The organism is Terrabacter sp. GCM10028922 (assembly GCF_042666095.1).
GTDB lineage: Bacteria > Actinomycetota > Actinomycetes > Actinomycetales > Dermatophilaceae > Terrabacter.
The window spans coordinates 1-21,532 of the sequence record NZ_JBHTFG010000014.1 but is presented as its reverse complement, the minus strand read 5'-3'; the positions used below and the strand labels follow the sequence as shown (position 1 = coordinate 21,532).

19 protein-coding genes are annotated in these 21,532 nt (G+C 70.8%); 9 read left to right on the top strand and 10 right to left on the bottom strand.

Annotated features, from left to right (window positions below):
- Positions 1–81: 81 nt before the first annotated feature.
- The gene (locus ACFQU3_RS13810; RefSeq protein ID WP_188031080.1) at positions 82–759 is read right to left on the bottom strand and encodes a Crp/Fnr family transcriptional regulator; all 678 of its coding nucleotides are present in this window, start codon (positions 757–759) and stop codon (positions 82–84) included.
- Between the two features lie 172 nt (positions 760–931).
- Here ACFQU3_RS13810 and nth point away from each other — a divergent pair, with 172 nt between their 5' ends.
- The 4 genes from nth (at position 932) to ACFQU3_RS13790 (ending at position 4,648) form a co-directional block, all read left to right on the top strand.
- Positions 932–1,591: an endonuclease III gene (gene nth, locus ACFQU3_RS13805; protein WP_385911064.1), complete on the top strand. Its 660-nt coding sequence runs from the start codon at positions 932–934 to the stop codon at positions 1,589–1,591.
- Positions 1,588–2,328, top strand: a complete 741-nt coding sequence (locus tag ACFQU3_RS13800; protein WP_385910684.1) for an NUDIX hydrolase — start codon at positions 1,588–1,590, stop codon at positions 2,326–2,328. Before nth ends, ACFQU3_RS13800 begins: the two co-directional genes overlap by 4 nt.
- Positions 2,325–3,527 (top strand): MarP family serine protease, encoded by a 1,203-nt coding sequence (locus ACFQU3_RS13795; RefSeq protein ID WP_385910682.1) that lies wholly within the window; start codon positions 2,325–2,327, stop codon positions 3,525–3,527. Before ACFQU3_RS13800 ends, ACFQU3_RS13795 begins: the two co-directional genes overlap by 4 nt.
- Before the next feature lie 137 nt (positions 3,528–3,664).
- Positions 3,665–4,648, top strand: coding sequence for a CorA family divalent cation transporter (locus ACFQU3_RS13790; protein WP_385910680.1), 984 nt, complete (start codon positions 3,665–3,667; stop codon positions 4,646–4,648).
- Positions 4,649–4,735: 87 nt separating this feature from the next.
- Here ACFQU3_RS13790 and ACFQU3_RS13785 read toward each other — a convergent pair whose 3' ends face one another.
- The 5 genes from ACFQU3_RS13785 to ACFQU3_RS13765 are packed head-to-tail and all read right to left on the bottom strand — an operon-like array spanning position 4,736 to position 9,245.
- A complete protein-coding gene (locus ACFQU3_RS13785; RefSeq protein WP_385910678.1) occupies positions 4,736–6,226 on the bottom strand; it encodes an aldehyde dehydrogenase family protein in 1,491 nt (496 codons plus the stop codon).
- Positions 6,223–6,657, bottom strand: a complete 435-nt coding sequence (locus ACFQU3_RS13780; RefSeq protein WP_385910676.1) for a cupin domain-containing protein — start codon at positions 6,655–6,657, stop codon at positions 6,223–6,225. Before ACFQU3_RS13780 ends, ACFQU3_RS13785 begins: the two co-directional genes overlap by 4 nt.
- On the bottom strand, positions 6,650–7,801 hold the full coding sequence (locus ACFQU3_RS13775) for an isocitrate/isopropylmalate dehydrogenase family protein (RefSeq protein WP_385910674.1): 1,152 nt from the start codon (positions 7,799–7,801) through the stop codon (positions 6,650–6,652). Before ACFQU3_RS13775 ends, ACFQU3_RS13780 begins: the two co-directional genes overlap by 8 nt.
- On the bottom strand, positions 7,798–8,115 hold the full coding sequence (locus tag ACFQU3_RS13770; RefSeq protein ID WP_385910672.1) for a putative quinol monooxygenase: 318 nt from the start codon (positions 8,113–8,115) through the stop codon (positions 7,798–7,800). The genes ACFQU3_RS13775 and ACFQU3_RS13770 overlap by 4 nt, the downstream gene beginning before the upstream one ends.
- Positions 8,112–9,245 carry an Ldh family oxidoreductase gene (locus tag ACFQU3_RS13765; RefSeq protein ID WP_385910670.1) on the bottom strand — a complete coding sequence of 378 codons (1,134 nt, stop codon included), beginning with the start codon at positions 9,243–9,245 and terminating at the stop codon, positions 8,112–8,114. Before ACFQU3_RS13765 ends, ACFQU3_RS13770 begins: the two co-directional genes overlap by 4 nt.
- Positions 9,246–9,333: 88 nt before the next feature.
- Here ACFQU3_RS13765 and ACFQU3_RS13760 point away from each other — a divergent pair, with 88 nt between their 5' ends.
- Positions 9,334–9,993: a GntR family transcriptional regulator gene (locus tag ACFQU3_RS13760; protein WP_385910668.1), complete on the top strand. Its 660-nt coding sequence runs from the start codon at positions 9,334–9,336 to the stop codon at positions 9,991–9,993.
- Between the two features lie 237 nt (positions 9,994–10,230).
- Here ACFQU3_RS13760 and ACFQU3_RS13755 read toward each other — a convergent pair whose 3' ends face one another.
- Positions 10,231–10,920: a response regulator gene (locus ACFQU3_RS13755; RefSeq protein WP_385910666.1), complete on the bottom strand. Its 690-nt coding sequence runs from the start codon at positions 10,918–10,920 to the stop codon at positions 10,231–10,233.
- The gene (locus ACFQU3_RS13750) at positions 10,917–12,566 is read right to left on the bottom strand and encodes a sensor histidine kinase (protein WP_385910664.1); all 1,650 of its coding nucleotides are present in this window, start codon (positions 12,564–12,566) and stop codon (positions 10,917–10,919) included. Before ACFQU3_RS13750 ends, ACFQU3_RS13755 begins: the two co-directional genes overlap by 4 nt.
- Before the next feature lie 164 nt (positions 12,567–12,730).
- On the opposite strand from ACFQU3_RS13750, the gene ACFQU3_RS13745 reads away from it, so the two are divergent.
- Genes ACFQU3_RS13745 through ACFQU3_RS13730 form a run of 4 tightly spaced genes read left to right on the top strand, consistent with a single transcriptional unit; the run spans position 12,731 to position 16,266 of the window.
- Complete coding sequence (locus ACFQU3_RS13745) at positions 12,731–13,744, top strand: Bug family tripartite tricarboxylate transporter substrate binding protein (protein ID WP_385910662.1); 1,014 nt, start codon at positions 12,731–12,733, stop codon at positions 13,742–13,744.
- Positions 13,741–14,310, top strand: coding sequence for a tripartite tricarboxylate transporter TctB family protein (locus ACFQU3_RS13740; protein WP_385910660.1), 570 nt, complete (start codon positions 13,741–13,743; stop codon positions 14,308–14,310). Before ACFQU3_RS13745 ends, ACFQU3_RS13740 begins: the two co-directional genes overlap by 4 nt.
- Positions 14,310–15,866: a tripartite tricarboxylate transporter permease gene (locus ACFQU3_RS13735; RefSeq protein WP_385910658.1), complete on the top strand. Its 1,557-nt coding sequence runs from the start codon at positions 14,310–14,312 to the stop codon at positions 15,864–15,866. The genes ACFQU3_RS13740 and ACFQU3_RS13735 overlap by 1 nt, the downstream gene beginning before the upstream one ends.
- 1 nt (position 15,867) lies before the next feature.
- On the top strand, positions 15,868–16,266 hold the full coding sequence (locus ACFQU3_RS13730; protein ID WP_385910656.1) for a universal stress protein: 399 nt from the start codon (positions 15,868–15,870) through the stop codon (positions 16,264–16,266).
- Positions 16,267–16,503: 237 nt separating this feature from the next.
- Here ACFQU3_RS13730 and ACFQU3_RS13725 read toward each other — a convergent pair whose 3' ends face one another.
- Positions 16,504–20,064: a S8 family serine peptidase gene (locus ACFQU3_RS13725; RefSeq protein ID WP_385910654.1), complete on the bottom strand. Its 3,561-nt coding sequence runs from the start codon at positions 20,062–20,064 to the stop codon at positions 16,504–16,506.
- Between the two features lie 215 nt (positions 20,065–20,279).
- On the bottom strand, positions 20,280–21,532 hold a 1,253-nt coding region (locus tag ACFQU3_RS13720), incomplete at its 5' end, for a PxKF domain-containing protein (RefSeq protein WP_385910652.1).

The following is a 21,532-nucleotide window of genomic DNA, read 5'->3' as shown; positions in this document are numbered from 1 at the left end:
GGCGAAAAGGACTGCGGCCCAGTCGATCTCGACTAAGCCGGCATTGCGCCAGGGGTGCGTCAGGGTGCGGCTGCGGGTGGGTCAGCGCGCTCGGCGCTTGAGCCGCTCGACGTCCTGGAGCAGGACGGCGCGGGCCTCGAGCCTCAGCCAACCCCGCGTCGCGAAGTCGGCGAGTGCCTTGTTGACCGTCTCGCGGGAGGCGCCGACGAGCTGCGCGAGCTCCTCCTGGGTGAGGTCGTGGCTGACCATGATGCCGCCCTCGACGGGACGGCCGAAGCGCTCGGACAGGTCGAGCAGGGCCTTGGCGACGCGGCCGGGCACGTCGGTGAAGACGAGGTCGGCGAGGTGCGCGTTGGTGCGGCGCAGCCGCTGGGCCAGTGCCGCGAGGAGGGCCTTTGAGACCTCCGGGCGGCCGGACAGCAGGCCGGTCAGCGACTCGTTGCCGAGGCCGAGCAGCTGGGTCTCGGCGACGGCCGTGGCCGTCATGGTGCGCGGGCCGGGGTCGAAGAGGCTGAGCTCGCCGAACATCTCGCCCGGGCCGAGGATGGCGACGAGGTTCTCGCGGCCGTCGGGGCTGGTGCGCCCGAGCTTGATCTTGCCCTCCGCGATGACGTAGAGCGTGTCGCCCCGGTCGCCCTCGTGGAAGAGCACGTCGCCGCGCTCCATGTGCGATCGGCTCATCTCCGACTGCAGCGCCGAGGCCGCCTCGTCGTCGAGTGCCTTGAACAGGGGCGCGCGCCTCACCACGTCGAGATCCACGGGGTCAGTGTGCCACGTCCGGTATGCCGTCGCCCTGCCACGGGACGCAACGTCCGTCACGTCCCGGTGGGGCGACCGCCGAGGCCGGCGGCATACAGTGTCGTGCGTGTCCCCTCGAGCCCTCGTGACCGACGACGAGACGCCGATCTCGCGCACGCGCCGCGCCCGCAAGATGTACCGCGCCCTCCACGAGCGCTACCCGTACGCCCACTGCGAGCTCGACTTCACCAACCCGCTCGAGCTGCTCGTCGCGACCATCCTGTCGGCGCAGACGACCGACGTCGGGGTCAACAAGGTGACGCCGATCGTCTTCGCGAAGTACCGCACGGCCGCCGACTACGCGAACGCCGACCGCGCCGAGCTGGAGACGATCATCCAGCCGACCGGCTTCTACCGCGCCAAGACCGACGCGCTCATCAAGCTCGGGATGGCCCTCGTCGAGAACTTCGACGGCGAGGTGCCGCCGCGGCTCAAGGACCTCGTGACACTTCCCGGCGTCGGGCGCAAGACCGCGAACGTCGTGCTCGGCAACGCCTTCGACATCCCCGGCATCACGGTCGACACGCACTTCGGGCGGCTCGTGCGCCGCTTCGGCTGGACCGAGGAGGAGGACCCGGTCAAGGTCGAGCACGAGATCGGCCGGCTCTTCATGCGCAAGGACTGGACGATGCTCAGCCACGTCGTCATCTTCCACGGGCGGCGCACCTGCCACGCGAAGAAGCCGGCCTGTGGTGCGTGTCCGGTCGCGCGCTGGTGCCCCAGCTACGGCGTCGGCGAGACCGACCCCGCGAAGGCGGCGAAGCTCCTGAAGTACGAGCTGGCCCCGAAGTGACGAAGGTGGTCAGCGGCATCGCGTATGCCGGCACATCGGGTGCCATCGAGCCGTCCCCGTCGCTCGGGGCGGCCCCCGCGCCGCGCCCGGCGTGGGTCGGCGAGCTCGCGGAACGGCTCGGGCGGGTCGAGCCCGAGTGGTTCTCGCGCTTCCTGCCACCCGAGGAGGGCGGTCGCGAGTCCGCGGTCCTCATCCTCTTCGGTCCACCGCCCGCTGGTGCGGAGGACGGTGGCGAGCACGTCGTGCTCATCGAGCGCTCGCACACGATGCGCACGCAGCCCGCGCAGATCGCCTTCCCCGGCGGCGCGCGCGACCCCGAGGACGTCGACCTCGTCGCGACGGCCCTGCGCGAGGCGCACGAGGAGACCGGGCTCGACCCCGCCGGAGTCGAGGTCATCGCCCAGCTGCCGTCGCTCTTCCTGCCGCCGTCGCAGTTCGTCGTCGCGCCCGTGCTCGGCTGGTGGGCGCACCCGTCGCCGCTCGTGGTCCGCGACCCGGCCGAGGTGCACGACGTGCTCTCGGTCCCCGTGTCACACCTCGTCGCGCCGACGACGCGCTTCTCCGTGACGCACCCGTCCGGCTACGTCGGGCCGGGCTTCGACCTCGACCACCTGCTCCTGTGGGGCTTCACCGCCGGGCTCATCAGCAGCGTGCTCGAGCTCGGTGGCCTGTCCCAGCCGTGGGACGCCGACGTGATGCGGCCGCTTCCCGACCGCTACCTCGGGGGCAGGCGATGAGCGGCAGCGTCCTGCTCGACATCGCCCTGGTCCTGCTGCTCCTGACCTACGGGTTCTCGGGCTACCGCCAGGGCCTCATCCAGAGCGTCTTCTCGCTCGTCGGGTTCTTCGCGTTCGCGATGTTCGCCGTGTGGCAGCTGCCCCAGATGCTCGCGCGCTGGCCCGCCGTCACCGACAACGACCGCACCCGCATCCTCGTGCTCATCGTCGGGGTCGTCGGCTTCGGCTGGCTCGGACAGTTCCTCGGCAGCCTCCTCGGCGCGCAGATCCGCCGGCGCGTCGGTCAGACGCCGCTCAGGCAAGCCGACTCGGTGCTCGGCGCGGTCGTCGTGGCGCTCGCGGCGAGCCTGATCATCTGGTTCATCGGGGGAGCCCTCCGCACGGCCGGCAACCCGGCGCTCTCGCGGGCGATGGCCGAGTCGAAGATCATGCAGATCGTCAACACCGTCGTCCCGGAGGAGACGGGGCAGGTCTTCGCGAGCTTCCGCGGGTTCCTGTCGAGCCAGGGGTTCCCGCAGGTCTTCGGCGGGCTGGCTCCCGAGCCGATCACGCCGGTGCAGGACCCCGACCCGGCCGTCGCGCGGTCGCAGGCGATCCGGGCGGCCGGCCGCTCGGTCGTCAAGGTGACGACGCAGTCGGAGTCGTGCCAGCGCGGGCAGGAGGGCACCGGCTGGGTGCTGACGCCCGGGCGGATCATCACGAACGCCCACGTCGTCGCCGGCGCCGACGAGGTGCGCGTCGAGGGCAGCGACCAGACCCTGCGCGCCCGCGTGGTCATCTTCGACCCCCGGCGCGACCTCGCCGTGCTCGACGTCCCGGGCCTGCTCGCACCGGCCCTGCAGCTCGGCGGCGACGTCACGCGCGGTGACTCGGCGGCCGTTCCGGGCTTCCCGCTCGACGGGCCCTACCGGGTGGTGTCGGCCCGGGTGCGCGCCGAGCTCGACGCGCGCGGACTCGACATCTACGGCCGTGAGCGTGTCGTCCGCGAGATCTACTCGCTCGCCACGGTCGTGCAGCCCGGCAACTCCGGTGGGCCGTTGCTCGACACCGACGGCCGCGTCGTCGGCGTCATCTTCGCCAAGTCGCTCGAGGACGACATGACCGGCTACGCGTTGACGCTCAGCGAGGTCAAGCCCGTCCTCGACGCGGCTTCCTCGGCCGGCGCCGCGGTCGACACCGGCGCCTGCGTCGCCGGTTGACGGTGGCTGGCGCCCGCCGACGCCAGCTGATGTCTCCCGACGCCCGCTGACGCCGCTGACGCCCGCTGACGTCTCCCGACGCCCGGCCCCGGCGCGGGTTGCGGGCCTGCGCGGGCCCGTGGTGCCAGAGTGGGGCCATGCAGGTGTCGTTCGTCACCGCCGACGGGATCACCGACCACCCGGCCGACGCCCTCGACGGGTTGCTCGCGCGCACGGACGGCTACGTGTGGATCGACGTGCCCGACTACGACGCGGAGGCCGACGCCGTGCTCGCGGACCGGCTCCACGCCCACGCGCTCGTCCGGCAGCACTGCGCCGAGCGCAACTTCGTGCCGACGGTGCACGCCTACGAGCAGCACCTCTTCGTCATCCTCCACGCGCCACTCACGGGTCTGGGCGGCCACGTCCACGTGCTCGAGCTCGACGAGCTCGTCGGCGACCGATACCTCGTCACCGTCCACGGTCCGCGCAACCCGATCGTCACGCGCGAGCAGGCGACCGAGGAGACGCGTGCCGTCCGTGCGCGCATCGTGGCCGGGCGGCTGCGGCCCGCGAGCCCGCACGACCTCGCGTACGCCATCGGCTCGGCGGTCGCGCGCCGCCAGAGCGCGGCGGTGCGCGAGGTCGCGAGCCGCCTGCCCGCCATGGAGGCCCAGGTCATGGCGGCCGACTTCCACAAGCCGGAGGAGCTGCTCGAGCAGCTCTTCCTCATGCGACACGAGCTCATGACGGCGCGGACCATGGCCGCGCAGGGGCACGACATCCAGGCCCGGATCACCTCGCTCGAGGGACATGTCCCAGAGGAGGCCCGCCGTCGCGCGGCCGACCTGGCCGACCAGTTCGAGCGCGTCCGCAGCCTCGGCGACGGCGAGGTGCAGTTCCTCGTCGGAGTCATCGACCTCTACCAGACACGCGTCACGACGAAGATGACCGTGGCGATGGAGCGGCTGGCCGTCATCGCCGCCATCACGCTGCCCGTCACCGCCATCGCGTCCGTCTACGGGATGAACCTCATCGTGAACGACGAGACGCACGTGCCGCAGCTGCTCCTCGTCCTCGGCGTGATGCTCGGCATCAGCCTCACCCTGCTGCGCTGGGCCAAGCGGCAGGGCTGGTGGTGAGCGCGCAGCGCACAACCCCGTCGAGTGGGCGCTTTCCACCGCCACGGACGGGTGGAAGTGCCCACTCGACGTGGGGACGTGTGGGGGTCAGTCGGCGGAGGCGACCCAGTAGGTGCGCTGGTTCGTGAAAGCGAGCAGCCCCGCGTCGGCGAGCTCGCGGCCGTAGCCGCTGCGTTTCGTGCCGCCGAACGGCAGACGCGGGTCGGAGGCCACGACGGCGTTGACGAATGCCGCCCCGGACGTGATCCGGCGGGCGACGCCGACGGCGCGCTCGGTCGACCGGCTCCACACGCTCAGGCCGAGGCCGTATGCCGTGTGGTCGGCGAGCGCGACCGCGTGGTCCTCGTCGCGGGCGACGGCGACGGCGGCCACCGGCCCGAAGGTCTCCTCGTCGAACACGGGCATGCCCGGGCCCGTGCCGGTCAGGACCGTCGGCTCGTAGAACCAGCCGGACCCGGAGTCCTGGTCAGTGCTGTCGCTGCTGTGGGCTCGGCCACTGCGGCCGCCGGCGGCGACGATGGCGCCGAGGGCGACGGACTCGTCGACCTGGCGCTGCAGCGCGTCGCGCAGGTCGGCGCGGGCGAGCGGGCCGAGATCGGTGGCCGGGTCGGTGGGGTCGCCGGAGCGCAGGGCTCGCACGCCGTCGACGAAGAGCCGGATGAACTCGTCTGCGACGGGCTCCTCAACGACGAAGCGCTTGGCGCAGACGCAGCTCTGGCCGGAGTTGGTGAACCGGGCGCGCACGGCAGCGGCGGCCGCGGCCTCGACGTCGGCGTCGGCCAGCACGACGAACGCGTCGGATCCGCCGAGCTCGAGCACCGACGGTTTGGAGGCTCGGCCGGCCGCAGCGCCGACCATCTCGCCGGCGCGGTTGCTGCCGGTGAGGGTGACGGCGGCGATGCGGTCGTCGGCCACGAGGCCCTCGACCACGGCGGGCACGTCGGTCTCGGCGACGACGAGCGCCGTGACCAGGTGCTCGGGCAGGCCTGCGGCCGTGAAGAGCTCGGCGATGGCGAGGGCCGATCCGGTGACGTTGGGGGAGTGCTTGAGCAGCAGGCCGTTGCCGGCCGCGACGGTCGGGATCGCGGCCCGCATGACCTGCCAGACCGGGAAGTTCCACGGCATGACGGCAAGGACGAGACCCATCGGCTCGTGCGCGACCCACGCCTGCACGCCGGCCGGGTTGTCGATGTCGACGGGCCGGTCGGCGAGGATGTGGGCGCCGTGCGTCGCGTAGTGGTCCGCGGTCAGGGCCGACTTGGCGACCTCGCCGCGGGCCTCGGCGATCGGCTTGCCCATCTCGCGGGTGACGAGCACAGCGAACTCCTCGGAGCGCTCGCGCAGGACCTCGGCGAGGCGGGACACGGCGATGAGGCGCCGGGCCACGGGGGTGTGCCCCCACGCCGCGGCGGCTGCCGCGCCCTGCGCGACGGATGCCTCGATGTCGGCGGCCGTCATCACCGGGTAGGCCTGCAGCACAAGGCCGGTCGTCGGGTCGACGGTCTCGATGACCGTCGGCGTCGTGGAGATGGAGGTGGAGATCGACGTGGAGGTCGACGTGGAGGTCGGGGCGGTCATGGGGTGCTCAGGCCTCCCCGGTCGCTCTCGGACAGGTGCTCGAACGTCTCGCCCGTGGCGGTGATGGTGCGCGTGACGTCGCGGCCGCCGTAGACCCAGTAGATCCGCATCGTGCCGGCGCCGCGGTTGTAGAAGCGGTGCTGGATGCCGGCCGGCACCCACGTCGCCTCGCCAGCGACGAGGTCGAAGGTCTCGTCGCCGATCTCGGCGACGGCCTCGCCCTCGAGGATGAGCACCGACTCCTCGACGTTGTGGCTGTGCAGCGGCAGGCCGGTGCCCTCGGCGAACTGGGTCTGGCCGGTCGTGATGCGGTTCGTCTCGCAGTTCCACCTGCCGACGTAGGGGATGGTGACGACGCCGTTGCCACGGTCGAACGCCGCCACCGTGTCGGGACGGATGAGCAGGTTGGGGGCGGTCGGCTGGTCAGGCATGGCTGTCCTCTCGGGCGGTCGGCGTGCTCGCCGTCGGCGCGCTTGCCGTGGGAGCGGTGGTCGCGGGTTCGGTGGTCGCGGGTTGGCGGCATACGGCTTCGGCGACGGCGGTGGCGAGCTCGTCGGTCGTGAGGGTGCCGCCGAGGTCCGGCGTGCGGGTGGCCGGGTTGCCGACGACCTCGCCCACGGCGTCGTCGACGGCGCGCGCAGCGGCGACGAGCTCGCCACGCCTACAGCGCTGTCCGTGCCAGTCGAGCAGCATGGCGGCCGACCGGATGAGCGACACGGGGTTGGCGATGCCGCGGCCGGCGATGTCGGGGGCGGAGCCGTGCTGCGCCTGGGCGACGCAGACGTCGTCGCCGGCGTTGATGGCGCCGCCGAGCCCCAGGCTGCCGCACAGCTCGGAGGCCTCGTCGCTGAGGATGTCGCCGAACATGTTCGTCGTCACGAGCACGTCGAAGCTGCCGGGGTCGCGGATCAGCCGAGCCGCGGCCGCGTCGACGATGAGCTCGCGCAGCTCGACATCCGGGTAGTCCTCGCCGACCTTGCGGACCTCGCGCAGGAAGAGGCCGTCGGAGAGCTTGAGGACGTTGGCCTTGTGCACGGCCGTGACGTGCTTGCGGCGGGTGCGGGCGATCTCGAAGGCGGCCCGGGCCACGCGCGCCGACGCGTCGGCCGTGATCTTGCGGATGGAGAAGGCCGAGTCCTCGTCGGGCATGAACTCGCCGGTGCCGGCGTACATGCTCCGGTCGGAGTAGAAGCCCTCGGTGTTCTCGCGGACGATGACGAGGTCCATCGGCGTGCGCAGCACGCTGAGGTCGGCGACCGACCGACACGGGCGGATGTTGGCGTGCAGCTTGAATCGGGTGCGCAGCTCCGCGGACGGGTTGATGCCGCCGTCGGCGCGTGGCGGGTAGTCGTAGTGAGACACCGGGCCGAGCACGGTCCCGTCGACCTCGGTGACGAGGTCGAGCACGTCGCCGGGGAGCGTCGTGCCCTGCTCGGCGAGGGACGCGAGCCCGATCTCGCGCACGTCGGTCTGCAGTCCGAGGCCGAAGCGCTCGTCGACCGCCTCGAGGACGCGGAGCGTCGCGGCGGTGATCTCGGGGCCGATGCCGTCACCCGGCAGGACGAGGATCCTCATGCCGGCACCCCAGTGGGGTGGTGGACGCGTACGGCAGCCAGCGTGTTGACCTGGCTGCCGGGCACGACACAGCGGTCGGCCGCCTCCCGCCACTGCGCGAAGTGCGGAGCCGCCCGGTGGGCCGCGACGGCATCCTCGTCCTCGTAGAGCTCGTAGAAGACGAAGTGGTGCGGGTCGCCGAGATCCTGCGTCACGTCGAAGTGCAGGCAGCCGGGCTCGTCGGTGAACGTGCGCTCGGCGTTCGTGGTGATGGCGGCGGTGAAGTCGTCGAGGCGCTCGGGGATGACGTCGAGCGAGACGATGAGGGCGATCACGAGTTGACCTCCTGGTCGGTGGGGTGGTGGGGTTCGTCGGTGCTGCGTGTCGTGCGGGTCACGGTGGGTGGGAGGGGGACGCCGCTCTCGTCGGCCAGCTCGCGGAGCGCGGCCCACGTCGCGGGCGCCAGGCGTATGCCGTCGCGTTCCTTCGCGGCGCGGCTGCGGTCCTCGAGCTCGCCCGGGACGAGGATCGCGCCGGCCCACGCCGCGGGCTCGCCGGCGTGGGTCTGGTCGACGAGCTGCTCCATGCGAGAGGCGAACTCGGCCGGGTCACCGGTGGCGGCGACGTCGATGACGATGAGCAGGTGGCCGGCTCCGCTGCGTCGCTGGGGGTCGTAGGGGCCGACGACCGCGTCACCGAAGGAGCTGCCGGTCAGGACCCCCGCGAGGACGTCCATCATGAACGAGATGACGTAGCCCTTCGCGCCGGCCATCGGCTGGATCAGGCCCTCGATCGCGGCCGCGGGGTCGGTCGTCGGCGTGCCGTCGGCGGCTGATGCCCAGCTGTCGGGGATCGGCTCACCGCGCTCGGCGGCCAGGTAGACCTTGCCGCGCGCGACGGCCGTGTTGGCGAGGTCCATGACGACGACGCCATGACGCCCGGCCGGGGCCGCGATCGACCACGGATTGGTGCCGATGCTCTTGCTCCGGCCGCCCCACGGCGCCATGGCGGGGCTCGCGTTGGTGACGAGGATGGCGACGCACCCGGCCTCGGCAGCGGCGCGCGTGAAGTAGGCGGCCGTGCCGAAGTGGCCCGAGCTGCGCACCGCGACGCCGGCTATGCCGTGCCGGCGGGCACGTTCGATGCCGAGGTCGACGGCCCGCTGCGTCACGACCTGCCCGATGCCGTCGTGGCCGTCGAGGACGACGAGCGCGCCGTGGTCGGTGACGGGTTCGACGTGCGTCACCGCGGACATCGCGCCCGACCGCAGGCGGGCGGCATACCAGGGCAGTCGGAGCACGCCGTGGGAGGCGTGGCCCCACAGCTCGGCGGTGACGAGCGTGTCGGCGAGCAGGGCGGCGTCGGCGTCGGGGACGCCGCGGCGGACGAGGACCGCGGTGACGCAGTCCGTGAGCGCGGCGGGCGTCAGGACGACGGGGGCCGACTCGGCGGACGTCTCAGTCATGCCTGCTGCTCCTTCGGTGCGTCGGTTCATGGAAAACTGGGAGCATGGAAGCATACTTGTATACATGTGTGCAAAGAGAGGTCGAGACATGGAACGGATGAGGCGTGCCTCGGGTGGCCAGCTCGTCTATGCCGAGCTGCGTCGCCGCATCCTCAGCCTCGAGCTCGAACCGGGCCAGCGGCTCTACGAGCCCGAGCTCGCGGCGACCCTGCAGGTCAGCCGCACCCCGCTGCGCGAGGCCCTGCGCCTGCTCCTCGCCGAGGACCTCGTCGACCAGCTGCCGACCGGTGGCATGGTCGTGCGGCCCATCACGGCGTCGGACATCGAGGAGCTCTACGGCGTGCGTGCCGCACTCGAGGGACTCATGACGGCGGAGGCGGCGCGGCGGCTGACCGACGACGACCTGGCCGTCCTCCAGGGCCTCGTCGAGCGCAACGCTCGGATGGTCGGTGACGCCGACGACGCGATGCGTGCCGGCCACGACCTCCACCTGCGGATCGCCGAGGTGGCCGGCCACGGCTGGGCGCGCCGGCTGCACGCGCAGGTCGACGGGCACATGTCGCGCTACCGGCCGTTCACCAACGAGAGCCAGGAGCGGCGTACGGCTGCGCTGAGCGAGCACCGTGCGATCGTCGAGGCCCTCGCGGCCCGCGATGCGGACGGGGCGCGGCGGCTGGCGGAGTCGCACGTGCTCGCCGCGCGCGACGTCGCCCTCGAGGCGATCGGCACCCGGCTCGCCGCCCGCTAGCCGATCCCCTACCCGTCGAAAGGCCACTAATCGCGGGAGCCCACCCGTCGAAAGGCCACTATCCGTGCGGTCTAACCCATCGAAAGGCCAATGTCCGTCGATGGGTCCGCTGCGACGATTTGACCTCTCGACGTGCGCTGGCCAGCAGATGGTGGCCTCTCGACGTGCGCCGGCCAGCAGATAGTGGCCTCTCGACGTGCGCGGGCCAGCAAGAACTGGCCTTTCGACGGTTGGGGGTCAGCGGGGGCGGCTGCGGTAGCGCCGTTCGGGGCGACCCGCGGCGCCGTACCGCGGCGGCAGCAGCTCGGCCGCGCCGGTCTCGACGAGGTGGTCGAGGTAGCGGCGGGTGCTGCTGCGCGAGAGGCCCGTCGCGTCGGCGCACTCCATGGCCGACATGCCGTCGTCGTCGACGCCCTCCAGAGCCCGCACGACGACGTCGATCGTCTCGGGGCTGATGCTCTTGGGCAGCCGTCTCGTCTGCCCGCTCGACTGTGCGCGGAAGGCGCGGTCGACGTCGTCCTGGCGCATCTCCGTGCTCTCGTCGAGGTCGCCCAGCTCGGCGCGGTGGTCGGCGAACTCGACCAGCCGCTGCCGCAGGGTGTCGACCTCGAACGGCTTCACCAGATAGTGGAACACGCCGCCGTGCAAGGCTTTTCGCACGGACTCGAGGTCGCGGGCAGCGCTGATGACGATGACGTCAGTGCCCGAAGCGCGCTCGCGCAGGCGCCGGAGCACGTCCAATCCGCTCATGTCGGGCAGGTAGACGTCGAGTAGGACGAGGTCCGGGCGCAGGGTCCGCACTGCCTCGAGCGCCGCCCCGGCAGAGTGCACGACGCCGACGACCTGGAAGCCGGCCTGGCGCGAGACGACGCTCGAGTGCAGCTTGGCCACCATGAAGTCGTCATCGACGACGAGGACCCGGATCACGGCGCCACCGCCGTCCGGTCGAGGGGCAGCGTCGCGACGAACACGGCGCCGTTGTCGTGCCTCACCGTGACGTCGCCGCCGCGCTTGCGGCAGATGACCCGGACGAGCGCGAGGCCCACGCCGCGTCGTCCGTCGGGCCCGCCCTCCTTGGTCGACACACCCGGCCGGAAGACGCGGTCGCCGAGGTCGGTGTCGACGCCGGGACCCGTGTCGCGCACGGTGATCCGCACGTCGTGCTCGGTCTGCAACACCTCGACCGTGACGACCGGCTCGGTCCCGGAGGCGCCGTTCGCGTCCGTCTGGCCCGAGGCGTCGAGGGCGTTGTCGATGAGGTTGCCGAGCACGGTGTTGACGTCGGCCGCGAGCCGCTCGTCGAGTCGTCCGACATGCGTCGTGTCCTCGAGGACAAGGTCCACATCGCGCTCGTCGGCCTGGCTCGACTTCGCGATGAGCAGCGCGGCGACCGCGGGGTCGGCCACGTGCGAGGTGATGCTCGTCGTGAGACGGGTCTGGCTCTCGGTGATGTGACGGACGTAGCCGCGGGCCTCGTCATACTCACCGAGCTCGATGAGCCCACTGACGACGTGCATCCTGTTGCTGAACTCGTGGGCCTGGGCCCGCAGCGCGTCCGTCGTGTCACGGGTGAGGTCGAGCTCGCGCTGCAGCTCGAGCAGCTCGGTGCGGTCACGCAGGGTGACCACCCAGCCGATGTGTCGTCCGCGGCTCAGGACGGGCATGCGGTTGAGCGTCAGCACCCTTCCGCGGTAAGGGATCACGCGGTCGGTGGTGGAGTCGGGGCCCGCGAAGATGTCGGCGAGGCGACCGGTCGGATCGACCTCGGCGACGTGGCGACCCGTGGACGTCTGGGAGATGCCGAGCAGGTGCGCGGCCTCATCGTTGACCATCGTGATCCGACGGTCGAGCCCGACGGCGAGCATGCCCTCCTTGATGCCGTGCAGGATCGCCTCGCGCTGCTCGACCAGGCCGGTGATCTCCCGCGGCTCGAGGCCGAGGGTCTGGCGCTTGACGCGTCGGGAGAGCAGGAACGACCCGACGACGCCGAGGGCGGTGGCGATGCCGAGGTAGGTCAGCAGGTTGGGCATGGCGGCAGCAAGGTTCTCGGCGACCGTGGGATAGGCGCGCGTCACGACGACGACGCCATCGGTGGCGAGGGTGGCCTCGTTGATGACCGGAGCCGTCGCCATGGCGTCACCGGTCTCCTCCTCCGTACCCACCCAGGCGCGGCCCAGGTATTCCGGCTGGGCCTGCATCCGGACGATGCGGTTCGTCGGCAGGGGATCCGTCGAGGCGACGACGCGACGGTCGGCCCGGACGACCATGACCTTGGTGGAGTCGGAGAAGGACCGCCCGAACTCCGCGGTGCCCTGGGCCTGCCGGATGAAGCCCGGGGTCTCTGGCGACGGTGGGGCGACGGCTTTCTGGACGCCCGAGGAGTCGGCGAGGTTCTCCGCGATGGCGAGAGCGCGACGGCCCTCGGTGTCCTTGGAGCGCGCGTCGGACTGCGCGATCGAGACGAGGGCGACCCCGACGAGGACCACGCACATGATCGCCAGCTGCATGGCGAGCATCCGGCCGGCCAGGGTCCACCTGGGCCACCGCAGCCGGGACCGCCACGCCGCGCTCATGAGGCCATTGTGTCGAGCGGTGCGGCTGAGTCCAGCGCCGGCCTGAGCAGAATGAACAAAATGGAGTTTGCGCTCCTAACGGTGACAGGGGGTGCGTGGCCTCGGGAGGCTGGGCCCTACAACCGGGACCTGTGTTCCCGACCTGTCAGACAAAGGAGTCTCCAGTGCGCTTCAGCACCCAGCTCAAGGTCACGTCGGCCATCCTGGCCGCCGGCCTCGCCCTGTCCGCGTGTGGGGTGAGCGCCGAAGAGGGTGGCGGATCGGGCGGCACCGCGCCGGCCGCCGGACCCGTCGAGGGCCTGCGCATCCTCGTTCCGAACTCGCCGGGAAGCGGCTACGACACGACGGCCCGCCTCGCCGCCAAGGCGATGCAGGACGCCGGCCTCGCCAAGACGATCGAGGTCTTCAACTCGGCCGGTGCCGGTGGCACCGTCGGCCTCCAGCGGCTCGTCAACGAGCAGGGCAAGGACGACATCCTCATGCAGATGGGGCTCGGCGTCGTCGGTGCCGTCTACACGAACAAGTCGAAGGCCACGCTCAACGAGACCGTGCCGATCGCCAGACTCATCGAGGAGTCCGAGGCCATCGTGGTCCCGGCCGGCTCGCCCTACCAGACGCTCGACCAGCTCGTCGCCGCGTGGAAGGCCAACCCGGGCAAGGTTCCCGTCGGTGGCGCCTCGAACGCCGGTGGTCCCGACCACCTGACGCCGATGCTGCTCGCCAAGGCCGTCGGCGTCACCCCGAAGGACGTCAACTACGTCGCGTACGACGGAGGTGGCGAGCTGCTCACCGGCATCCTCGGCAAGAAGGTCGCCTTCGCCGCGACCGGCATCGGTGAGGTCGCCGAGCAGGCCAAGAGCGGCGACGTGAAGATCCTCGCCGTGACGAGCGCGAAGAAGGTCGAGGGCGTCGACGCACCGACCCTCAAGGAGCTCGGCATCGACATGGAGTTCACGAACTGGCGCGGCATCGTCGGTCCTCCCGGCCTCTCCCCCGAGAAGACGAAGCAGTACATCGACCTGCTGACGAAGATGCACGCCTCGGAGCAGTGGAAGAAGACGCTGGCCGACCAGGGCTGGACGGACGCCTTCCAGACCGGTGACGAGTTCAAGTCCTTCCTGACCGCCCAGAACGAGAAGGTCGCGGGCGTCCTGAAGGACCTCGGCCTGACGTCATGACTCCCGACGCCAGCTCGACCGGTCCGGCGGCACCAGTGGTGCCGCCGGGCCGGGACCCGAACCCGGACCGGGATGCATCCGCGAGGAAGGGCTACTCCGAGTACGGCGTGGCGGCCCTCCTTCTCGCGCTGGGCATCTGGGCCATCGTCGACGCGATGGGCCTCACCGATACGGCAACGGCACGCGGCCCCGTCGGGCCCAAGACGGTGCCCATCGCTGTGGGTGTCCTGCTCATCGTCATGGCCGTCCTGCTCGCGATCGACGTCGCCCGCGGCGGTCGTGGCGAGCAGGAGGGCGGCGAGGACGTCGACCTCTCGCACGGCAGTGACTGGCGCACCATCGGTCTGCTCGTCGCCTCGTTCGTCGCGAACGCGTTGCTCATCGACCGGGTCGGTTGGCCGATCTCTGGCGCGATCCTGTTCTTCGGGACGACGTACGCCCTCGGCAGCCGCCACTACGTGCGCAACGTGATCATCTCGATCGTCCTGTCGGTGGGCAGCTGGTACCTCTTCTACGCCGGCCTCGACATCAAGCTGCCGGCCGGCCTGCTGAAGGGAATCCTCTGATGGACGGAATCAACTCCCTCATCGAGGGTTTCGGCACCGCGCTGACCCCGATCAACCTGCTGTACGCCTTCCTCGGCGTCCTGCTCGGAACCGCGATCGGCGTCCTCCCCGGCATCGGCCCGGCAATGACCATCGCGCTGCTGCTGCCGCTGACGTTCACGCTGGAGCCGACCCAGGCGTTCATCATGTTCGCCGGCATCTACTACGGCGGCATGTACGGCGGCTCGACGACCTCGATCCTGCTCAACACGCCAGGGGAGAGCGCGTCGGTCGTGACAGCGATCGAGGGCAACCTCATGGCGAAGAAGGGCAGAGGCGCGGCCGCGCTCGCCACGGCGGCCATCGGCTCGTTCATCGCCGGGACGATCGGCACGCTCGGCCTCGCGCTGCTCGCACCGGTCATCGTCAGGCTCGCCGTGCAGATGGGTGCGCCCGACTACTTCGCCGTCATGGTGCTCGCCTTCATCGCCGTCACCACGGTGCTCGGCTCGTCGAAGGTGCGCGGGCTCGCCTCGCTCGGCATCGGTCTGCTCGTCGGCACCATCGGCATCGACCCGACGTCGGGCCAGCAGCGCCTGACGTTCGGCATCCCGGAGCTCGCCGACGGCATCGACGTCGTCGTGCTCGCCGTGGGACTCTTCGCCGTCGGCGAGGCCCTGTGGATCGCGGCGCACCTGCGTCGGGCTCCGCTCGACATCGTCCGTGTCAACGCTGCCACGATGACGCGCGAGGACTGGCGCCGGTCGTGGAAGCCGTGGCTGCGGGGCACCGCGATCGGGTTCCCCTTCGGGGCAGTCCCCGCCGGTGGTGCGGAGATCCCGACGTTCCTGTCGTACGCCACCGAGAAGAAGCTGTCCAAGCACCCGGAGGAGTTCGGCAAGGGCGCCATCGAGGGCGTGGCCGGTCCTGAGGCGACGAACAACGCCTCTGCCGCCGGCGGCCTCGTGCCGCTGCTGACTCTCGGCATCCCGACGACGGCGACGGCGGCAGTCATGCTCGGCGCGTTCCAGAGCTACGGTATACAGCCGGGTCCACGGCTCCTCCAGGACCAGGCGCCGCTCGTCTGGGGTCTCATCGCCAGCCTCTTCATCGGCAACACGATCCTGCTCGCGCTGAACCTGCCGCTGGCGAGCATCTGGGCCAAGCTCCTCCTCATCCCACGGCCCTACCTCTACGCCGGCATCCTGTTCTTCGCGAGCATCGGGGCGTACGCCGCGAACACCTCGACGTTCGACCTGTGGCTGCTGATCATCATCGGCGCGCTCGGCTTCTTCATGCGCCGCTATGGTCTGCCGGTCGTGCCCGCCATCATTGGCATCATCCTCGGCCCGGCGGCCGAGGAGCAGCTGCGGCGGGCGCTGCAGATCAGCGACGGCGAGCTGAGCGGCCTTGTCAACACGGCGTTCTCGCAGATCGTCTACGTCATCATCCTGCTCCTGCTCGTCGTGCCGCCCATCGTGAGCGCGATCCGCAACCGCCGTGGCGGTGACGGGCCGGACGCCAGGCACGACGCACCCGCGGGCACGCACGCCCACGCCAACGTGGAAGGACAGTGACATGCCCATCGTCGTCGGGTACATCCCGTCACCTGCGGGCCACTCGGCCCTGACCTCGGCCATCGAGGAGGCGCGACTGCGCGGCTCCCGGCTCGTCGTCATCAACGCCAGCCGCGGCGACGCCCTCGTCGACCGACGCCACTCGTCGGCCGAGGACTGGCAGGACGTCCAGCAGCAGCTGTCCGACTCCGGAGTCGACCACGAGGTGCTCCAGCAGGTCGAGGCCAAGGACCCCGCCGAGCAGATCCTCGACGTCGCGCGGCAGACGAACGCCGAGCTCATCGTCGTGGGGCTGAGGCGCCGGTCCCCGGTCGGCAAGCTCATCATGGGCAGCCAGGCGCAGCAGATCCTCCTCGAGGCGGACTGCCCGGTGCTGGCCGTCAAGGCGCACGCGTCCTGAGGCCAAGCCTCCTCGGCCCACTCCGTGGGTGCAAAGTGCCCACTCGACCTTCCCGTCTGGTCGAGTGGGCACTTTGCTGCGTGAACCCGGCGCTGCGAAGTGCCCACTCGACCTTCCCGTCTGGTCGAGTGGGCACTTTGCTGCGTTGACCCGGCGATGCGAAGTGCCCACTCGACCTTCCCGTCTGGTCGAGTGGGCACTTTGCATCGGGCCGGTCAGGTCACCGTGACGACGCGGTCACTGCACGACGCTGACGCGCCGCAGTGCGCTGCTCGAGCCGACGTATGCCGTCGAGCCGCGGTAGACCCACATGTAGTCGACCGATGCGGTCGGCTTGTGCGCGAAGGACACGGTGCCGGTCGAGCTCGACGTGCGGGTGGCGGTGAGGTTCCACGTCGTGGAGCCCACCCTGCGCCAGTAGAGCTGGACAGGCGCGCCGGAGATGGCGGCGCCGGAGTCCTTGCGGATCAGCTTGCTGCTCAAGGTGACCGAGCCGCCGTACCGGAGGGACGTGACGCTGGAGGACATCGTCTCTGCAGTGCCCACGAGGCGCACCGACGGTGCCGCGCTGTAGCGGCCCGAGCGGTCCTTGACCCAGATGCGGAAGGTGTACGTCGTGCCCTGGGCCAGGTTGACCTTGGCGCTCGTGCCCGTGCCGGAGTAGACGCCCGTGCCCGCCGCGACGCTCGACGGAGGCGTGGATCCCACTGCCATCCTGACGATGTAGCGGTCGAGGTCGTTGACGTGCGGCGCCGTCCAGGTGAGCGTCGCGGCCCGCAGGGCGCCGGTGGCCTTGAACGAGCCGACCGCCGGCGGTGCGAGGTCGGCGGTGCGGAACGTCGACGTGTATGCCGTGCCCATCGTCGCGCCGGACGTGTCCTTCACGCTCGAGACGAGCAGGCGGTAGGGCGCGTAGTCGTAGAGCGGCGTGGTCGGCTTGATCGTCGCCGTGCGCTTCGCAGAGTCGTACGTGACGGTGGCGGGGACCACGGATCCGGTGCGGCCGTTGAGCAGGCGCACGGTCGAGGTGGTCACGGTAGACGGCACGACGTCGCGAGCGAAGGTGACGGTCGGCCTGTAGGTGAGCGTCATCCCCGATCCGAAGTCGCTCGGTGTGGTGCTCCGGACCCAGTTCGGCGTCGTGCCCTGGGTGGCGCCCTCGGCGCTGCGAAGGATGTCGAGTCCGGGTGCGGCAGCCACGACGGCGTCGACGCGCCCGTCGCCGGCGAGGTCGGTGACGACGAGACCGTTGGGGTCGTAGTGGCCTCCGGTCGTCGTGGCGCTCGGGCTCGGCCCGGCGAGCGTGCCGTCGGTGCGTTGCTTCATGACGCTCACGGTGCTCCACCCGCCGTGCCCGATGACGAGGTCCTGACGTCCATCGGCATCGACGTCCGCAGCCTCAATGGTCTGCGGGAGGTCGATCGTCGTCGACTGCGTCGGGGCGGCGAAGCCACCGGACGCCGTGCCGCGCCAGACGACCAGCTTCGAGTCGGGCTGGTTGCCGCCGCCGACAGCGGCGATGTCGAGCAGTTGGTCGTCGTTGACATCGGCGACGTCCATGGCCTCGACGCGGTAGACCATCGGGTTGGGCAGGCTCTGCGTCGCCCAACCCGCATCGGTGTAGCGCATCACGTGGATGGCGTCGCTGGCGTTCGTGATGACGTCGACGCGCCCGTCGCCGTCGACGTCGGTGACCTCGATCTGCAGTGACGGGACCGAGTCGAGCACGGTGCGGGTGAAGGTGCCGTCGGACTGGCGGGTGAGCAGGCCGATCTCGGTCATGGTGGACAGGACGAGGTCGCGGCGTCCGTCACCCGTGACGTCGGCCACCGCCACCTGGACCGCGTCGGTGGTGCCGGGGACCAGTTCCGGCGGCGCGAGGGCGTGCGACTGGGTCTGGCGGAACACCTGGACGCCGACCTCAGTGGCCGTGACGAGGTCGTCCAGCCCGTCACCGTCGTAGTCGATGACGACGAAGTTCCGCGGCACCGAGGCCTCGACCGTCTCGAGCGTCACCGGTGCGCCCAGGCTGCCGTCCGGCTGCTGGTGGAAGGCGTGCACGACGACCGGGCCGGAGCCGAAGTTCGTGCCGGCGAGGACGTCGTCGCGGCCGTCGCCGTTGATGTCGCCGACACCGACCGGGCCGTACGAGCCGTCCGTTGCCACGTGCGTTGCATCGGCGAGCATGCCGCCGCCGCTCTCCATCGAAAGCGTCAGGGAGTAGCTGCGGTCACCGACCCGGGAACCGTTGTAGTTGCGAACGCTGACGTAGTACGAGCCGCCGCCCAGACGGACGGACGCGGTCTCCGCCTCGCCCTCGGCCAGCTGGTCGACCTCGGCGACGAGCTTCAGGTTCTGGTCGTAGACCGCGATCACGGGGTCGACGTTCTGGGGGAGACTCGTGTCGAACCACGGAGGCGTGACGGTGAAGGACACCTGACGCTGGCTGGGGGAGTCGTAGCGGTACCAGTCGACGTCGCCCTCGACACCGAGCTGGCCGTAAGCGGTCCCGTCGAAGCCGATGGCTCGGGCGGGGACGTCGTTCGGTTCGTTCGGCCCCGCCGAGGGCAGTGGGAAGTCTGCTGCCCAGCCACCTCCGAGGGCGTTCGTCGCGTCGACGACGCCGGCGCCGTAGAAGGGGTCGACGCCGCGCGGACCAGCGTCACGTGCGGTCGAGCGCAGGCGCGAGGCGACCTGGGCCGGCGTGAAGGACTGGTTCTGGGTCCGGACGAGGACCGCGATGCCCGCGACGATCGGCGCGGCGAACGACGTCCCGTCGCCCGAGTAGTAGATGTAGCCGTCGGCATCCGGGCGGCCTGTGGACAGGATGCCCCAGCCCGGCGCGGCCAGGTCGACCCACGAGCCGTGGGTGCTGAAGTCGGTGATGCGGCCGGCGTTGTCGGTGGCGCCGACGGCGATGGCCTCGCTGTAGGCGGCGGGGTACATGGGTCGGTCTGCTCCGCTGTTTCCAGCGGCCACGATGACGACGGCGCCCTTGGCCGCGGCGTACTTCACGGCGTCGTGCAGGGCGGGGCTGTCGGTGGGGCCGCCGAGGGACAGGTTCAGGATCTTGGCGCCGTGGTCGGCGGCCCACTTGATGCCCTGGACGATGTCGGAGTCGGTGCCTCTGCCCAGCGAGTTCAGCACCTTGACCGGCATGACCTTTGCGTTCCAAGCGACTCCGGCGATTCCTTCGGAGTTGTTGGTCCCGGCGGCCACGATGCCGGCCACCATCGAGCCGTGGCCGAAGTCGTCGCTCGCGGCGCCGGCTGCGATCCCCACGTTGGTGAGGGCGTTGAAACCTGCGACGGTCCGTCCGGCGAGGTCGGGATGCTTGCCGTTGACGCCCGAGTCGATGACCGCGACCACCTGTGACAGTGAGCCCTTCGAGCGGTCCCAGGCACCCGGCATACGGACCGTCTTGAGGTACTCCTGGTCGTGCGTCACCGAGTAGAAGTAGTCGTTCGGGGTCGCGCTGGACTCCCGGATGTAGTCGAGGGTGACCTCCGCGACGGCAGGGTCGGCGCTGAGGCGGCTCGCGAGCTCGTCGGCGCGCCCGTTCGTGCGGACCTTGACGAAGCCGGTGCCGGCGACCTGCTCGGTCGCGCGACCGCCGCGGCTCTGCAGGGCCCGGTCACGCGTCGCCGAGGACGACGACTTCCTGAACTTCACGAGCACGGTGTGTGGGTCGTGGGCGCGGTCGGACAGGGCGCCGCGCGTGGGACGCGGGAGGTCCTTCGCGACGATCTTCTTCGCCGACGGGGTCGGCGCCGCGGACGCGGTGGTGGTGGTGGTCATGGCCGTGACGGGCGCGATGAGCGCAAGCGTCAGGACCGCCGCGGAGGGACGGCGATTGAGCATGTGGGGAGCCCCTGTGAGAAGTGATGTGCGAGCGCATCATGACAGAGAGACAGCCCCGGACTGACGAGTACGCCAGAACTGCACACTTGCGTGCAGAACGGGCGCACCACGTCGTCGTGGTGCGCCCGTCCCGCTCCTCCCCGGTGTGTGGACTACTTCAGCTTGAAGTACGCCACGAGGCTGCTGTTGTCCTGGGCCGTCATGGTCACCTGGATGCACGAGCCGACCGTCTTGGGCGTCTGCCAGTTCTGGATGAACTGGCCACCCGTCGAGTCGTAGCGCAGGCTCGTGCCTCCGGTGGTCGTCAGCTCGATGTCGTCGAGAACGGCGCTCGTCGAGCAGCTGATCCCCTTGGCGGTGAAGGACTTCACGGCAGAGGTGTTGGTGAGCTCTGTATCCCCGCTGAAGATCTCGAACTTGAGCGGCACGGTCGAGCCACCCTTGACCGAGTTGAGCACCAGGCTCGTCATGCTCATGTCGACCGGCTGGTAGAAGCCCTTGAGCCCCCACGTGCCGATGGTGAACGTGGCCGATGCCGAGCCCGCGAGGTGGTTGCCGTCCCCAGCCCACGACGCGGACGCTGTGGCGGTGCCGGGGTAGGTGTTGTTGGCGTAGCTCGGCGTGAGCGAGAGGTCGCTCATGGCCACACCGGACGCCTTGGCCGTGCATGGCGTGAACTGCGTGCCGGTGTAGACGAACGGGCCAGCCGTGCAGGTGACCGTCACGGTCGAGGGAGCCTTGGCGATCGTGAAGGCGCCGCCGCCCGTGGATCCCTCGTGGTTGGCGTCGCCGCCGTAGGTGGCGGAGGCCGTGGCCGTGCCGGCGTTGGTGTTGCTCCCGTAGGTGACGGGCGAGACGGGGACGTTGAGTCCACCGGCACCCGTGGCCGTGGCCGAGCACGGTGTGAATGCCGTGCCGGTGTAGACGAACGGGCCAGCTGTGCAGGTCACCGTGACGAGGCTGGTGGCCTTGGTGATCTCGAACGTCTTGCTGTCTGCCGAGCCGGTGTGGTTGGCGTCGCCGTCCCAGGCCGCGGCGGCGGTGGCGGTGCCCGCGTTGGTGTTGTTGGTGTGGTTGGCGGTCAGGCTGGTCGCCTGCAGGCCGGCGCCGGTGAGCAGAGCGGAGCAGGGCGTGAGCGCCGAGCCCGTGTAGACCTGCGAGGTCGGGCAGGACACCGTGACGGTGCTGCTGGCCTTGGTGATCGCGAAGGTCTTGCTGTTCGTCGAGCCGGTGTGGTTGGCGTCGCCGGCATACGTTGCCGATGCGTTGGCGGTGCCGACGTTGGTGTTGTCGGTGTAGGTCACGGTGACGGGGGCGTTGAGGCCGCCGGCTCCGGTGACGGTGGCGGTGCAGGCCTCGATGGCGCTGCCCGTGTACACCTTCGACTCCGGGCAGGTGATGGTGG

Excerpts from the sequence above, each read along its gene's own strand:
- ACFQU3_RS13760 (WP_385910668.1), top strand. The coding sequence starts at position 9,334 with ATGGAACGGATGAGGCGTGCCTCGGGTGGCCAGCTCGTCTATGCCGAG.
- ACFQU3_RS13795 (WP_385910682.1), top strand. The coding sequence starts at position 2,325 with ATGAGCGGCAGCGTCCTGCTCGACATCGCCCTGGTCCTGCTGCTCCTG.
- ACFQU3_RS13780 (WP_385910676.1), bottom strand. The coding sequence starts at position 6,657 with ATGCCTGACCAGCCGACCGCCCCCAACCTGCTCATCCGTCCCGACACG.
- ACFQU3_RS13785 (WP_385910678.1), bottom strand. The coding sequence starts at position 6,226 with ATGACCGCCCCGACCTCCACGTCGACCTCCACGTCGATCTCCACCTCC.
- nth (WP_385911064.1), top strand. The coding sequence starts at position 932 with ATGTACCGCGCCCTCCACGAGCGCTACCCGTACGCCCACTGCGAGCTC.
- ACFQU3_RS13790 (WP_385910680.1), top strand. The coding sequence starts at position 3,665 with ATGCAGGTGTCGTTCGTCACCGCCGACGGGATCACCGACCACCCGGCC.
- ACFQU3_RS13735 (WP_385910658.1), top strand. The coding sequence starts at position 14,310 with ATGGACGGAATCAACTCCCTCATCGAGGGTTTCGGCACCGCGCTGACC.
- ACFQU3_RS13740 (WP_385910660.1), top strand. The coding sequence starts at position 13,741 with ATGACTCCCGACGCCAGCTCGACCGGTCCGGCGGCACCAGTGGTGCCG.
- ACFQU3_RS13775 (WP_385910674.1), bottom strand. The coding sequence starts at position 7,801 with ATGAGGATCCTCGTCCTGCCGGGTGACGGCATCGGCCCCGAGATCACC.
- ACFQU3_RS13725 (WP_385910654.1), bottom strand. The coding sequence starts at position 20,064 with ATGACCACCACCACCACCGCGTCCGCGGCGCCGACCCCGTCGGCGAAG.
- ACFQU3_RS13750 (WP_385910664.1), bottom strand. The coding sequence starts at position 12,566 with ATGAGCGCGGCGTGGCGGTCCCGGCTGCGGTGGCCCAGGTGGACCCTG.
- ACFQU3_RS13730 (WP_385910656.1), top strand. The coding sequence starts at position 15,868 with ATGCCCATCGTCGTCGGGTACATCCCGTCACCTGCGGGCCACTCGGCC.
- ACFQU3_RS13765 (WP_385910670.1), bottom strand. The coding sequence starts at position 9,245 with ATGACTGAGACGTCCGCCGAGTCGGCCCCCGTCGTCCTGACGCCCGCC.